The organism is Kribbella sp. NBC_00482 (assembly GCF_036013725.1).
In the GTDB taxonomy this organism is placed as follows: Bacteria; Actinomycetota; Actinomycetes; order Propionibacteriales; family Kribbellaceae; genus Kribbella.
Genome location: NZ_CP107881.1, coordinates 7,407,142 through 7,420,446 on the forward strand (window position 1 = coordinate 7,407,142; position 13,305 = coordinate 7,420,446).

Genomic DNA, 13,305 nt, shown 5'->3' on the forward strand with positions numbered 1-13,305 from the left:
TCAGAGTGCGCCCGTACGCCGTGCAGCGGAAGGGGCTACCGACTCGCGGACGACGACCGGGCAGGGCAGCAAGGTCGGGTGTGTCGAGCGGTACCACGAGGTACTGCTGCTCTGGATGAGCCGGGTCAAGGTGGCCACCGCCCAGGCGCCCATCTCGTAATGCGGCAGGGCGACGGTGGTGAGCGCCGGGTAAACACTGGCCGCGATGGGCGCCTGGTCGTCGAAGCCGACGATCGACACGTCATCGGGAATTCGCAGGCCGAGCTCCTGGGCCGCGCGGTAGGCGCCCATCGCCATCCGGTCGTTGTAGCAGAAGATCGCCGTCGGCCGATCGTCTCGATCGAGCAACTCGAGGCTGGCCGTGTATCCACCGCCGGCCTCCGACACACTCGAGGTGATCAGTCGGTCGTCACGCGGGATACCTGCCTGCTCGAGACCGCGGAGGTACCCGACCAGGCGGCCCTGGGTGGCCGGAACCTCGATGCTCGAGTCCGCGAACGCGATCCGCCGATGCCCGGCGTCGGCCAGCAGGGCAACGAGATCGGCCGCCCCGCTGGCCTCGTCCGGTAGAACAGCGGGTACGACGCCTTGCCGGTCCAGGGCTCCTATCAGCACCGCCGGTACCGCGCGCAACTCGCGCGGCACCGACACCTCGTGGTGGAAGACCGTGGCGTAGATGATGCCGTCCACCTGACGCTCGATCAGCGCCCGGGCGTCGGCGCGGCGGGCGTCCGCGCCGGCGTCCAGATGCGAGTTGATGATCGCGAGCGTGAGGTTGTGCCGACTCGCCTCCTCCTGCGCGCCGAGGATGATCCGGCCGGCGTGCGGGGTGGTCGCGATCTCCTCGGTGAGCAGCCCGATCATGTCCGACGCGCGGGTCCGTAGCCCGCGGGCGAGCCGGTTCGGGGTGTACCCGAGGTCCCGGGCGACCGATCGCACCCGGTCCCGGGTCGCCTCACTCGTTCGCGTGTGCGGAGTCTCGTTGAGCACGTGCGAAACCGTCGTGACGGACACCCCCGCGGCGCGCGCGACATCCCGGATGCCCACCTTCGGCGTGACCGCTTCCTCATCTGCTCCGCTCATCGACCCGACCTCACTCGTCCCAGAGGCCGTGCTCCGGCCATCGTCGCGGTAGCCGCTCCTCGACCGGTGGCAGCTCGGCATGCGGCGCGTGATCCCCCAACTGGTACCAGTAGGCGACGCTCGAGTAGTCGTTCCCCTGATCGTTGGCGTGTCCGTGCTCGATCGACACCCGCAGGCTCTTCGCGAACCGGACCGGGTCCTCGATGTGCCAGCGGAACATGCTCCACAGCCCGAAGTGCTCCTGCGGGCTCGCACCGAGCGTGATGCCGTGGTACGGACCGGCGTACTCCCCACTGGGGAATCCCCAGGCGGCGCCGAAGTAGTCCTCCGTGCCGGTCCCGTGCAAGGAGGGCGGCCAGACCTCCCCGTCGATGAAGAACATGTCGTCGCCCTCCCCCGGCCAGGTGAACACCTGGTTGGAGGCGTCGAAGTTGTCGATGCTGAGCACGCAGCCAACGTAGTGCCCCGTGCCGGTCGCATCGAGGATCACGTAGTTGTCGTCGCCGGTCAGGTTCGTCCCCGGCAGGTCCCACGGCGCCGGGTTCTCGAGATCGGTGGTGTGCTGTACGGCGGTCGTCGGCTTCTCCTGCCGGTAGTACGCATGGAACCGCGCGACGTCGTCCGGGATCGGCTCCTCGCTGAGCTCGTAGTCGACGTAGTAGAAGAGGTTCTCGATCGGCTGATCGCTCTCGTTGCGGATCTGGATCCTCGCGTGACTGCCGAACGGCATCGGGAAGTAGCTGTTCATCGCGGCCGCGAACGGCCCTTTGGGACCCCGCCGCGGACCGAAAACGGCGTTCAGCGGAAGGGAGATGTAGTGCTTCGCGACCGCGTGCCCGACACCGAAGAAGTCGCCGAGCGGCGCCCGTACGCTCGGGTTCTCCTCCCCGTCCCAGAACATCTCGATGACGAGCTTGCGCAGGTACTTCTCCGAGTAGCACCGCGTGGTCAGCCAGATGTGCTCGATGCGTCCCGCCCCGGTGATATCGGCGATCACGAAGGTCTCGCCCGCGGGCACCACCGCGAAGTCCCGGTTGCCGCCGCTGCGGTCCCAGCTGGACTCGCGGCGCGACCGGCCGGACTTCACGTGGGCCAGACCGCCGAGCGGGCTGTTGGGTTGCCAGAATTCCATATCTTCTCCGGTGTTTGAGTGTGTCAGCCCTTGACGGCGCCGAGGGTCAGGCCGGCGACGATGTGCCGCTGGAGCGCGAGAGTGAGCAGGATGACCGGGACGGAGTAGAGCGCCGAGAGCGCGGTCATTCCGCCCCAGTCGAGGCCGAACTGCGTCTGGAAATTGGCGATCACGATCGGCGTGGTCTGGGCCCGCACCGACGTGAGCAGCAGTGCGAACAGGAACTCGTTCCAGGACGCGAGGAACGCGAAGATGGCCGTGACCGCCAGGCCGCCGGAAACGACCGGCAGAACGACGTGCCGGAACGCCTGCAGCCGATCGCTGCCGTCGACCTTGGCGGCTTCTTCCAGCTCGATCGGGACCGCCTCGAAGAAGCTCGACATCAGCCAGATCGACAGCGGCAGCGAGATCGTGGTGTGGGCGATCGCCAGACCGATCGTGGTGTCCGAGATGCCGAGCCGCCGCATCGTCTCGACCAGCGGCGCCCCGACCGCGATCGTCGGCACCATCCGGGTGACCAGCGCCGCGACCACGAAGATGCGCCCGCTCGGCGTTCGGTAGCGGGTGATCGCGTACGCCGCCGGCACCCCGAGGGCGAGTGAGAACGCCGTACTGAGCACTGCGGTTGCGACGCTGTTGATCAGCGCCGGTACGACGCCGTCCTTGCTGAGCGCGGCGACGTAGTTGTCGAGCGTCCACTGCGACGGCAACACCTGGGGCGGTACGGCGATCGCGTCGAGCGGCGTCTTGAACGACGTCAGCAGCAGGTAGACGAACGGGAATCCGTACAGCACCAGTACGGCGACGAGCGCGACCCACAGGACGACTCGCGTCGGACGGCGGCGGGTCTCGAGGCCGTTCATGCCTGATCACCCCCGGGCCGCCAGATGGCGAAGATCGCGATCGCGGCGACCAGGAGCATCGCGATCAGATAGACGGTGCCCATGGCGCTGGCAAGGCCGGGATCGCCGTTGCGTGTCATCGTGCGGTAGATCAGCAGGCTGAGCGTCGTCGTACTGTCCTGTGGCCCTCCGTTGGTCTGGATCAGGATGATGTCGAACGCGCGGGCCGCGTCGATGCCGCGAACGATCAGCGCCACGGCGATCACCGGTCGCAGCAGCGGCAGGATGATCCGGAACAGCAGCGTCGGGAACCGTACGCCGTCGATCCGAGCAGCCTCGATGACGTCACCCGGAACGTTCTGCAGTCCCGCGAAGAGGATGAGCGTGATGAACGAGGTCGTCAGCCAGATGTCCGGCAGCGCCACCGAGAACAGTGCGATCTTCGGATTGCTCAGCCAGGTGATCTGGTCCGTGCTGTGCAGCAGTCCGACTCGGCGCAGCAACTCGTTGAGGATGCCGAAGTTGTCGATGAGCAGGAATCGCCACAGCAGGCCGGCTACCACCGGGGCGACCATGAGCGGGTACATGAACACAGTCCGGAACACGGCCGACCGGCTGCCGAGCGCCGCGAAGACCAACGCCACGGCGAGCCCGAAGGTGAATTCGAGCGCGACCACGATGACCGTGTAGACGATCGTCCGCAGCGCCGCTCCTTGGAATGCCGGGGAGTCGAACGCGGTCGCGAAGTTCTCGAAACCCACGAACGTCCGCGGGCCGCCGGCCATCGGCGAGATCTCGTAGAACGCGTTCGAGACAAATCTGATCAGTGGCCACGCCACGAAGGCGGCCAGGAACAAGGCGGCCGGAGCGATCAGTGCGAGCGCGAACCGGCGGTCGGTGAGGCGCACAGGAGTGTCCTTCGGAGTCGGTCTACTTGACGATGGCCTGAATCTGAGCCTTCGCCTGTTTCAGCAGTGCCGCGTTGTCCGCGCCCTTGGCGACCGACTTCTGCAGCATCGGCGTCAGCACCGACGTCACGATCTCTTGCCACTTCGGTGTGGCCGGCCGCGCGATCGTCGCGGGCGACTTCAGCGTCGTGAGGATGGCCGGGTAGTTCTCGTGCCCGGCGACGCCGGCTTGCGATTCGAACGCCGAGATCCGCGCGACCAGACCCAGCGACGTCTTGACCGAGAGGTCGTTGTGCTCGTAGGCGAAGGCGATGAACTTCTTGGCCTCGGCCTGCTTGTCGGTTGCCTTGGGCACCGATAGGTACCAGGCGCCCGGTACGCCGGCGATGCCGCCGGGGCCCGCGATCATCGGAGCGACGCCGATCTTGCCTTTGACCGCGGCATTGGCCGGGGTCTGGGTGTAGGCATGGCCCCAGAAGCGCATCATCGCGAGCTTGCCCTGGTAGAAGAGGTTCTGCGCGCCGGCCCAGTCGAGCTGCGCGGCGCCGGGCGGCGCGAACGGCAACAGGCTGGTGTAGAAGTTCAACGCTGCCAGGTGATCGGCGTCGTCGATGGTGACGTCGCCGCTCTTCGGATCGAGAACCATCGTCTTCTCGCCGGTCTGCGAAACCGTGGCCAGCCACTCCGTCTCGACCGCACCCTTCACATCGGTGCCGTACAGATCGGTCTGGCCGTCGCCGTTCGTGTCGCGGGTGAAGAACTCGGCCACGTCCTTGTACTGCTTCCACGTGGTCGGCGGCACCAGCGCGTACCCGTACTTCGCCTGGAAGGCAGCCTTCTCCTTCGGGTCGCCGAACAGGTCGGTCCGGTAGTAGAGAATCTCGGAGTTCGTCCACGCCGGCATCCCGACGTACGACCCGCCGACCTGTGCCTCGGCCACCAGGCCCGGGAACAGATCGCGCTTCACGTCGTCGGTGAACAGATCGTCGAGCGGCGAGACACCGCCGGAGAAGGCGCTCAGCCAGATGGCGTCGAGCGCGGCGACGTCGAAGGACGTCTTGCCCGAGCCGAGCTCGGTCTGGATCCGGTCGTAGAGACCGTCGTACGGCAGTTCGACGAGTTCGACCGTCGTACCGGTGTCCTTCTGGTAGAGATCGGCGATCGGCTGGAGCTCGGCCTTTCCGCCGCCCTCCACCAGGACGGTGAGCTTGCCGGCCGCGCCTTCCGAGCTGCCACCGGCACCGCATCCGGCGATCGCCAGGATCACACTCGTCGCCACGGCGATGCCGGCCATCGCGGTCCGGAGACGACCGCTCGTGCTGCGAAGGTTCATACTCCGCTCCGTTCAGGCTTGTGATGAAACGTTTTGGCAAAACGTCTTGGCAGGAATGTTCACCCGCCGGGGCCGGTCGGTCAACGCCAAACTTCCGCCAAACAGCTGCCAAAACTTTTGGCAGCTGCGGCGATCTTGCCGCCGCCTGGCCGCGGTCCTACCTTCGGATCAATTCCGCTCTGCCAAAACCTTTTGGCACTCCCGAGAAGGAGCCGTCGTGAACTCCTCCACTCCTCCGGACGCACGCCTCTCGCGCCGGGTCTTCCTGGCGGCCGCAGCCGCCGCGAGCGCCGCTGGCTACCTCCAACTGCCGAGTACGCCGGCATCCGCGGCCGTCGCCGCCGACCCGGCGCCGCGACCGCACAACACGCTCCTCGGCGTGCTCTGACCCACCGCAGCCCACCTCACGAAAGGGAAGACGATGCCCTCGACGATCTACGACGTCACCACCTGGACCATCCCCAGCAGCCCGTCGACCACCGCCTACACCGACATCGGCGCGATCGTGAACAGCATCATCGCCGACATCAAGACGAACCAGCCGACGCAGGCCTCCAAGCCCGGTGCGGTCATCTACGTCCCGCCGGGCGACTACTCGCTCAAGACCCGGATCGTCATCGACATCAGCTACCTGCAGCTCAAGGGATCCGGGCACGGCTTCACCTCGTCGAGCATCCGGTACAACTCCGGCAACACCTCCAGCTGGCACGAGATCTGGCCGGGCGGCAGCCGGATCCGGGTCGAGAACACCGACGGGAACGCCGAGGCGATCCTGATCAGCCGCAGCGGCGACCCCAGGCTCAGCTCGATCGAACTGCTGGACTTCTGCCTGGACGGCGTCTCGTTCACGCCGAACCAGAACAGCTACCTCAACGGCAAGATCGGGATCCGATCGACCACCGCCACCGACTCGCTGCGGATCCGGGGCCTGGGGATGGTGTACCTGGAGCGCGGGATCGTGATCACCGACGCCGACGCGCTGCATATCCAGGGCAACTTCCTCTGCGAGAACGGCAGCTGCATCGAGCTCGTCGGATCCGGGCAGGCCAGCATGGTCAACGACAACATGATCGGCGCCGGCTATGTCGGCTTCTCGATCTACGCCGAGAACCACTTCGGCCTGATCGTCTCCGGGAACAACGTCTTCCCCCGGGGCAAGAGCTCGGTGCACCTGAAGAACTGCACGAACAACACGATCAGCGCGAACCGCCTGCACGCCTTCTATCCGGGCATGATCCAGTGCGAAGGCGCCTGCCACAACAACCTGATCGGATCGAACCATTTCCTCCGGGTCCCCGAATCGTTCCCGGCGATGACCGGCTTCAACAACGGGCTCGACGATCTCTTCGGGCTCGTGCAGCTCAACGGCAGCGGCAACACCGTGGTCGGCAATCACTTCTCGTTCGACGTGCCGGCCGCGAACATCACGCCGTCCGGAGCGACCCCGACGATCGTCCTGGTGAAGTCGGGGAGCAACAACTACGTCGCCACCAATCACACGGCCGCGAACGTCGCCGTACGCACCGTTGTACTCGACGGATCGACGGTCAACACGAAGGTCCTCGACTGCGGCACCTCGGCGGAGTTCCAGGCGCTGAGCGGAGCGACGTACGGGTTCCGGGCCACGCCATGATCCGGGTCGCCCTGTTCCTGGCTCGGTTCCTGGCCTGGGTCCTGGCGCTCACCGGTCTGACGGCGGTCCCGGCCGCCGTCGCCGGCTCACCCGCCGACTATCCGGAGTACCCGTACGCCGCCACCGACTACACCGAACCGTTCCGCGGTCAGTTCCACTTCAGCCCGCAGAACGGGTTCATGAACGACATCAACGCTCCCTTGTACTACCGCGGTGTGTACCACCTGTTCTTCCAGCACAACCCGCACGGCCTGTCGTGGGACGCGGCGGTGCACTGGGGGCACGCGACGAGCACCGACCTCGTGCACTGGACGCAGCAACCGATCAGCCTCGAGCCCGGTGTGCACAGTGGCAACCTCTGGTCGGGATCGGGCTGGGTCGACCTCAACAACGTGACCGGGCTGAAGGTCGGGTCCGACGACCCGATCCTGTTGTTCACCAACACCGACGGCGTCAGCATCGCGTACTCGACCGACGGGGCGAAGACCTTCCAGATGTACAACGGCGGAGCGAAGGTCATCACCGATCCGGTCGAGAGCCGCGACCCCAAGGTGCAGTGGGACCCGCAGCACAACCGCTGGGAACTCGTCACGTTCCGGGCCGGGACCGGCGCCGCGTTCTACACCTCGACGAATCTGCTCGACTGGACCTATCGCGGCGCCTACGCGGCCAACTGGTTCGTCGAATGTCCCGACCTCTACCAACTGCTGGTCGACGGGGACACCAACGCGCAGAAGTGGGTCCTCCAGGATGCCAGCGGCGAGTACGTCGTCGGCTCACTCGACGCGAACGGCCTGTTCGTCTCGGACTGGGCGACCCCGCAGCGGATGGAATGGGGAGTGTCCGGCGCGGCCTTCCCACCGTCCACCTGGTACGCGCCCCAGACCTTCAACCAGCTGCCGAACGGCCGCATCGTCCAGCTGGGCTGGCAGCCGAGCAACGCCGGCGTGACCTGGACCGGCAACGCTTCCTTCCCGGTCGAGCTCGCCCTGAAGACCTATCCGGAGGGCATCCGCCTCACCCGCAATCCGGTCAGTGAGATCTCTACCATCCGTACGTCGACGCAGACCTGGGGATCGCGCACGATCACGACGGATCCGGCGACCGATCCACTCAGCGGCATCTCGGCCGACACGTACGAGATCAGCGCCCAGTTCGACCTGACCGGCGCCACCGCGTCGGAGTTCGGATTCCGCCTGCACGCGCGCGCGGACGGATCGAGCGATCGCACCGTCGCGTACGGCGTTGCGGCGCAGACCCTGTACGGCGCGCCGGCGCCACCGATCTCGAACCAGGTCACGATCAGAATCCTCGTGGACCGCGGGCAACTGGAGGTCTTCGGCAACAACGGCAAAACCGTAGTGAGCGACAACGTCGCCTTCGACTCCTCCCCCGCCAGCCTCGGGCTTCACCTGTACGCCGTCGGCGGTGCGGTCACCCTCACCTCACTCAGCTTCTCCCCCATCGGCTCGACCTGGACGCCCGGCCCCGCGGGCACGGCTCCCGCCGGCGCCATCGTGTCGACCACGCGCCAGGACATGTGCGTCGATCGCGATGTTGCCAGCGGCAAGGTGCAGCTGTGGTCCTGCCTGGCGAACTCCAACCAGACGTGGAGTCTCGACAGCCTCGGACAACTGAAAACAGGAGGCGTCTGCCTGGAGGTGCCGTCCGGCCAGACGGCGAACCTGACCTTGCTGAACGTCGCAACCTGCTCAGGCGGCGACAACCAGAAGTGGCACCAAGCCAACTTCGGCTCCCTCATCAACCAGGCCTCCGGCCGATGCCTGGACCTCCCCGAAGCCGACTTCACCAACGGCCGCCAACTACAAATCTACGACTGCGTAGCCACCCGAAACCAAAGCTGGGTAGGCCCCACCTGACGGTCGCGATCGGCGGGCTAGCTGCCCGCCGATCGTGTCCCCCGATCCTGTTGCTGGTGCCGGCCGCTGTGGATCAGCGGTTTGGGTTCCACTTCCAGTCGGTCTTGGCGTTGTCGTTGGGGGACGTGTTGCAGCCGTCCTTGCCTTCGCACTCGCGGAGGATGACTCGTACGGCGCCGATTGTCTCGTTGCTGTAGACGCGGTAGTCACCGTGACCGACATCGCCGTCGCTGCAGCCCGACGTGTCCGCGATGGGCGTGCGCTTCCAGTCGCTGAAGCCGTTGCCGAGACGCGTCTGGTACCAGATGTACGCACCCGCGCCGTCGCCGCCGCTGAGGCAGATGTCGGCCACCCGGGCGACGTGGATCGTGAACGACTTGGCGCCGTGCCAGGCGATCCTGCCGCCGGCCTCTGCATGGCCTGCGAACTCCCCGCCGTTCTGCGACTTGATGGCGAAGCCCGGCCCTTCCGGTACGTCCGGACCGTCTGCCGCGGTGGCTGCCGTCCCGGCCGCGACCAGGCCGGACACCCCGATGGCCCCGGCTACCAGCAATGACGCGATCCTCATCAGTTCCTCCAGATGGATGACTTCGTGCCGGTGGTCCCGGCCGGATGAGCATGCCGCCGTCGCGTCGGTCCGATCAGCCGAACCGATCGAATCCGATCACCCGCGGCCGCCGGACTTGCTAGCGTGCCGCCATGGAATCCGGCCGCGAGCCTCCCCGCCCGGGCTCGGTGCGCACGTACGACGACCTCGCCGAGCGTCTTCGAGCGCTCAGATCGTGGGCCGGAGTGTCGTACCGCGAGGCGCACCGGCGGACCGTCCGCGACCGGACGGCCCGAGGTGTCTGCGAGATCCCCGCGTATGCGACCGTCTACCACTGCTTCCAGCCTGGCCGGAGCCGGATCGACCCGGAGCTACTGGTCGACATCGTGCGCGTGCTGGTCGAGGACGACGCAGCGGCGGCCGAGTGGCGACAGGTGTGCCAGGTGGTCGATCAGCGCGCCGCCGAGGCGTCCGTCGTGGACGTGGCAACCGATCTCCCGGCCGACCTGCCGCAGTTCACCGGCCGGCGAGCAGAGCTGAACCGGGTACCGGCCGGCACCGTGACCGGGCTGGTGACGATCCACGGGATGGCGGGCGCAGGCAAGACGACTCTCGCCACCCACATCGCCCAGCGGCTGGTCCCAGGGCGGCGCCTGTTCGTCGACCTGCGCGGCTACGACCCGGATCGACCACCGGCAGACCCGGCCGCCGTACTAGGTGCCTTCCTGCGTCGGCTCGGCGTGCGCGGTAGCGAGATCGCGCCGCTCGACCTGGCACGGCGTACGGCGATGTACCGCTCCCTGCTTGCCCGTTCCCCGGCGCTGGTGCTGCTCGACAACGCGGGCAGCGAGGACCAGGTGGCACCGCTGCTGACCGCCGCGGACGGCTGTCTGACCCTGGTGACGAGCCGTCGACGTCTCCAGCTGCCGGGAATCACCCAGGAGATCGCGCTCGAGCCGTTCGCTCCGGCGGAGTCGGTCGAACTGCTGCGCCGGACCGCCACCGGACAGGTCGATGCCGCGCCTGAGCTGGCCGCCCGGATCGCGGACCTGTGTGGCCACCTTCCGCTGGCGGTCGCACTGATCGCAGGCTGGATGGACAACCGACCGGACTGGACCTTGTCGGACCACCTCGATCGCCTCGCGGAGCGACGCGGCAGCCTCCGGCTGGACGACACGGTCGAGGTTGCTCTGGCGACGTCGTACGAGCGGCTCCCGGAGGACGACCAGCGGCTGCTGCGGCTGCTGTCTCTTCATCCTGGCCCGGACCTGGACGCGTGCGCCGCGGCCGCGCTCACCGGCGGTGGGCTCAGCAGTACTACTGCCACCCTCGACCGCCTGGTGTCCGCCAGTGTGCTGCGGCAGCCCGCGACCGAGCGGTTCGCGATGCACGACCTGGTCCGGATCTTCGCCTCGGACCGGGCGCGCGAAGAAGAGCGGCCGGCCGGGCGCCGCTCGGCGTTGGTCAAGCTCTACGACCACTACCGCCGTACGGCGAAGTGCGCGCTCGTGCACTACGCGCCGCAGGATCGCCACCGCCATCCGGAGGTCCCGGATCCGGGGACCCCCACGCCGCCGATCGCCGACCGTGACAGCGCGGCTGCCTGGCTGGAAACGGAGAGGGCGAACCTGCTGGCGATCGCGAGCCATGCCAGCAACCACGGTTCGCCTCAGCATGCCGTCGACCTGTCTGTCCTGCTGTTCCGCTTCCTCGACGATGCGGGGCACCATCAGGATGCCGCGAACCTGCACGAGCTGGCGGCCAGGATCGCTGCGCCACCCGGGCGAGCCCGCGCGCTGATCAACCTCGGAACCGCGTGCTGGCGGCTCGGCCGGTATGACGAGGCGCTGCAGCACAACCAGGATGCCCTCGCTATCCACCAGGAACTGGGCGACCGGGTCGGCGAGGGGATCGCCCTGACCAACCTGGCTGTCAGCTACGGACGACTCGACCGGTTGCCCGAGGCAATCGAGCACTACCGGACCGCGATCGACATCCTGGCCACGACCGACGACCGGGTCACCGAAGGCGTAGCGCTCGGCAACCTCGGATACGCACTGGAGCGCAGCGGCCGGCTGGACGAGGCACTCGAGCAGAACCTCAGGCACCTGGAGCTGGCGAGGCGAATCGGCGACCGGGCAGCCCAGGGTGTTGCCCTCGGCAACGTCGGCAGCGTGTACCAGCGGCTGGGACGGCTCGACGAGGCACTGCAACACCACGAGCAAGCCCTGGTGCTTGCCCGTGAGACCGGTTATCGACTGGGCGAACTGTCGATCCTCAACGAACTCGGGGCGGACCTGCACCTGCTCGGCCGATTCGATCCCGCCCTGGAGACCTACCGCCGCGCCGAGTCCCTCGCGGACGAGCTCGACAATCCTGGCGAGCTGGACAGTGCCCGCGCCGGGATCGAGCAGTGCCAGCAGGCCTTGGGCTCCCGGACCTCCGACTCAGGACGCTAGGTCGGAAAGACGCTAGGACGGATGGCAGGGCTGGGCCGGCTTGCCGTGCGGCGGATACTCCCGGGGCAGGCGGTCCGTGAACTGCTTCTCGGTCGGATGCACCCGATGATCGGCGTAGCTGTAGTAAGCCAGCCGCGCGTAGGTGCGGCCCTTCCACTCCCAGTACTGCGTGCCGGGCACGTACACGCTGCCGTCGGTCGGCCGACGGAAGTGGGGATAGCCGATGAACATCCGCCGGACGCCGTCGGTGCCCAGGTACTTCCCGTCGAGCTTGCAGTTGCGGACGGTCGCCCGCCACCAGTCCGCCCACTCGTAGCGGTCCTCGTCGGGGTAGTACCAGCCGGTCCGGCCCAGGTCGCCGACGGTCTGCCCGCAGAACCGGCGGACCGTACCGTCCCGTTCGACCCGCTCCGGCCCGCAGGCCTCGTACGCCTCGGCAGCCTGCGCGGCCGCCCTCGGCTCGGGCGCCACCCGCGCAGAGGCCGTCGTACCCGGCCCCGGAAGCAGCACTGCCAGCGTCGCGGCAGCCGCGACCCATAGCACGACACGCCGAATCTGCTGTCTCGCGAACATCGAAGCTCCCCGTATGTCGACTGCACGAGCGCGCCAGATCCTAGTAGCTCCCGGGGCCAGGACCTCAGATCGGAAGTGGGTCGTAGTTGGCGCCGAAGGGGGCGTCTGGTCGGGCGAACTCTCCCATCAACGCGCGCCTCAGGGGTGTGGTGCGCTCGAGGAACTCGGGGTCGTTGGTGAGGCGATCGGCCGGGCGGACCCAGGGTGGGCTGTAGACGTAGTGCGTTGTGTAGCGGTCGAGGTCGCCGTCGTGGCGGAAGGTTCGGTGCCAGACGCCGTTGTGGAACACCAGGGCGGCCCCGGCCTCGGCGCACACGACATGGCCGATCGCGATGTCGTCGTTGGGCTCACGGATTGCGTCCGGCAAACCGACCCGCGAGCGGTGGCTGCCGGGGATCAGCTCCATGTTGCCCATGCCGGGCACCGTCTGATCGGTGAGCAGGTACGACACGCGGAGCTGGAGCAAGGGCACCGGGTATCCCAGGTCCTTGAAGTCGAAGGCGGACGATCCGTCCTGGTGCCAGCGGCCGTTCCCGGCGTGCGCCGGTTGCATGGTGTTCCAGCCGGCCTGCAGCACGAATCGGTCGCCGAGCAGACCCTGCACCTTCGGAAGTACGTCGGGATGGTCGATGAGCCGTTCGAGGACCGGCTCGCTCTCGTAGGTCCGGCCGATCTGCCCGAACTCGCGGTCGCGGCTCTGGTGCAGACGCTGCGAGACGTCGTACGCCTCGGCGGCCTCCTCCTTGGTCAGGACGTTGGGTATCACGAAGTAGCCCCACGACTCGAAGATGAAGCGGTCGGTCTCGGTCAGCTGACCTTTGTCGACGACGGGATCGAGCATCACGGTGTCCTCTTCTGCACGTTCGCGGATGGTGCCTGTCGGAGTGCGCGCTCAGGGAAAGTAATGTACCTCCG

General features: G+C 67.5%; 12 protein-coding genes. 4 read left to right on the top strand and 8 right to left on the bottom strand.

Features of this window, described 5'->3' with window-relative positions:
- The 5 genes from OHB24_RS35905 to OHB24_RS35925 are packed head-to-tail and all read right to left on the bottom strand — an operon-like array spanning position 1 to position 5,298.
- Positions 1 to 1,083 (bottom strand): LacI family DNA-binding transcriptional regulator, encoded by a 1,083-nt coding sequence (locus OHB24_RS35905; protein WP_327635359.1) that lies wholly within the window; start codon positions 1,081 to 1,083, stop codon positions 1 to 3.
- Positions 1,084 to 1,093: 10 nt separating this feature from the next.
- Complete coding sequence (locus OHB24_RS35910; protein WP_327635360.1) at positions 1,094 to 2,215, bottom strand: glycoside hydrolase family 172 protein; 1,122 nt, start codon at positions 2,213 to 2,215, stop codon at positions 1,094 to 1,096.
- Between the two features lie 23 nt (positions 2,216 to 2,238).
- The gene (locus OHB24_RS35915; protein WP_327635361.1) at positions 2,239 to 3,078 is read right to left on the bottom strand and encodes a carbohydrate ABC transporter permease; all 840 of its coding nucleotides are present in this window, start codon (positions 3,076 to 3,078) and stop codon (positions 2,239 to 2,241) included.
- Positions 3,075 to 3,965: a carbohydrate ABC transporter permease gene (locus tag OHB24_RS35920; protein WP_327635362.1), complete on the bottom strand. Its 891-nt coding sequence runs from the start codon at positions 3,963 to 3,965 to the stop codon at positions 3,075 to 3,077. The genes OHB24_RS35915 and OHB24_RS35920 overlap by 4 nt, the downstream gene beginning before the upstream one ends.
- A 22-nt stretch (positions 3,966 to 3,987) precedes the next feature.
- Positions 3,988 to 5,298: an ABC transporter substrate-binding protein gene (locus tag OHB24_RS35925; RefSeq protein WP_327635363.1), complete on the bottom strand. Its 1,311-nt coding sequence runs from the start codon at positions 5,296 to 5,298 to the stop codon at positions 3,988 to 3,990.
- 217 nt (positions 5,299 to 5,515) lie between these two features.
- On the opposite strand from OHB24_RS35925, the gene OHB24_RS35930 reads away from it, so the two are divergent.
- The 3 genes from OHB24_RS35930 to OHB24_RS35940 are packed head-to-tail and all read left to right on the top strand — an operon-like array spanning position 5,516 to position 8,811.
- Complete coding sequence (locus tag OHB24_RS35930; protein ID WP_327635364.1) at positions 5,516 to 5,686, top strand: hypothetical protein; 171 nt, start codon at positions 5,516 to 5,518, stop codon at positions 5,684 to 5,686.
- Between the two features lie 33 nt (positions 5,687 to 5,719).
- Positions 5,720 to 6,931 (top strand): NosD domain-containing protein, encoded by a 1,212-nt coding sequence (locus OHB24_RS35935; RefSeq protein ID WP_327635365.1) that lies wholly within the window; start codon positions 5,720 to 5,722, stop codon positions 6,929 to 6,931.
- Positions 6,928 to 8,811 (top strand): ricin-type beta-trefoil lectin domain protein, encoded by a 1,884-nt coding sequence (locus tag OHB24_RS35940; protein WP_327635366.1) that lies wholly within the window; start codon positions 6,928 to 6,930, stop codon positions 8,809 to 8,811. The genes OHB24_RS35935 and OHB24_RS35940 overlap by 4 nt, the downstream gene beginning before the upstream one ends.
- A 73-nt stretch (positions 8,812 to 8,884) precedes the next feature.
- Here OHB24_RS35940 and OHB24_RS35945 read toward each other — a convergent pair whose 3' ends face one another.
- Positions 8,885 to 9,379: a hypothetical protein gene (locus OHB24_RS35945; protein WP_327635367.1), complete on the bottom strand. Its 495-nt coding sequence runs from the start codon at positions 9,377 to 9,379 to the stop codon at positions 8,885 to 8,887.
- A 131-nt stretch (positions 9,380 to 9,510) separates the two neighbouring features.
- On the opposite strand from OHB24_RS35945, the gene OHB24_RS35950 reads away from it, so the two are divergent.
- On the top strand, positions 9,511 to 11,817 hold the full coding sequence (locus OHB24_RS35950; protein WP_327635368.1) for an ATP-binding protein: 2,307 nt from the start codon (positions 9,511 to 9,513) through the stop codon (positions 11,815 to 11,817).
- Between the two features lie 12 nt (positions 11,818 to 11,829).
- Here OHB24_RS35950 and OHB24_RS35955 read toward each other — a convergent pair whose 3' ends face one another.
- Entirely contained in the window at positions 11,830 to 12,390 is a 561-nt protein-coding gene (locus OHB24_RS35955) for a hypothetical protein (RefSeq protein ID WP_327635369.1), read from the bottom strand.
- 64 nt (positions 12,391 to 12,454) lie between these two features.
- Positions 12,455 to 13,231, bottom strand: coding sequence for a phytanoyl-CoA dioxygenase family protein (locus OHB24_RS35960; protein ID WP_327635370.1), 777 nt, complete (start codon positions 13,229 to 13,231; stop codon positions 12,455 to 12,457).
- Positions 13,232 to 13,305 lie beyond the last annotated feature (74 nt).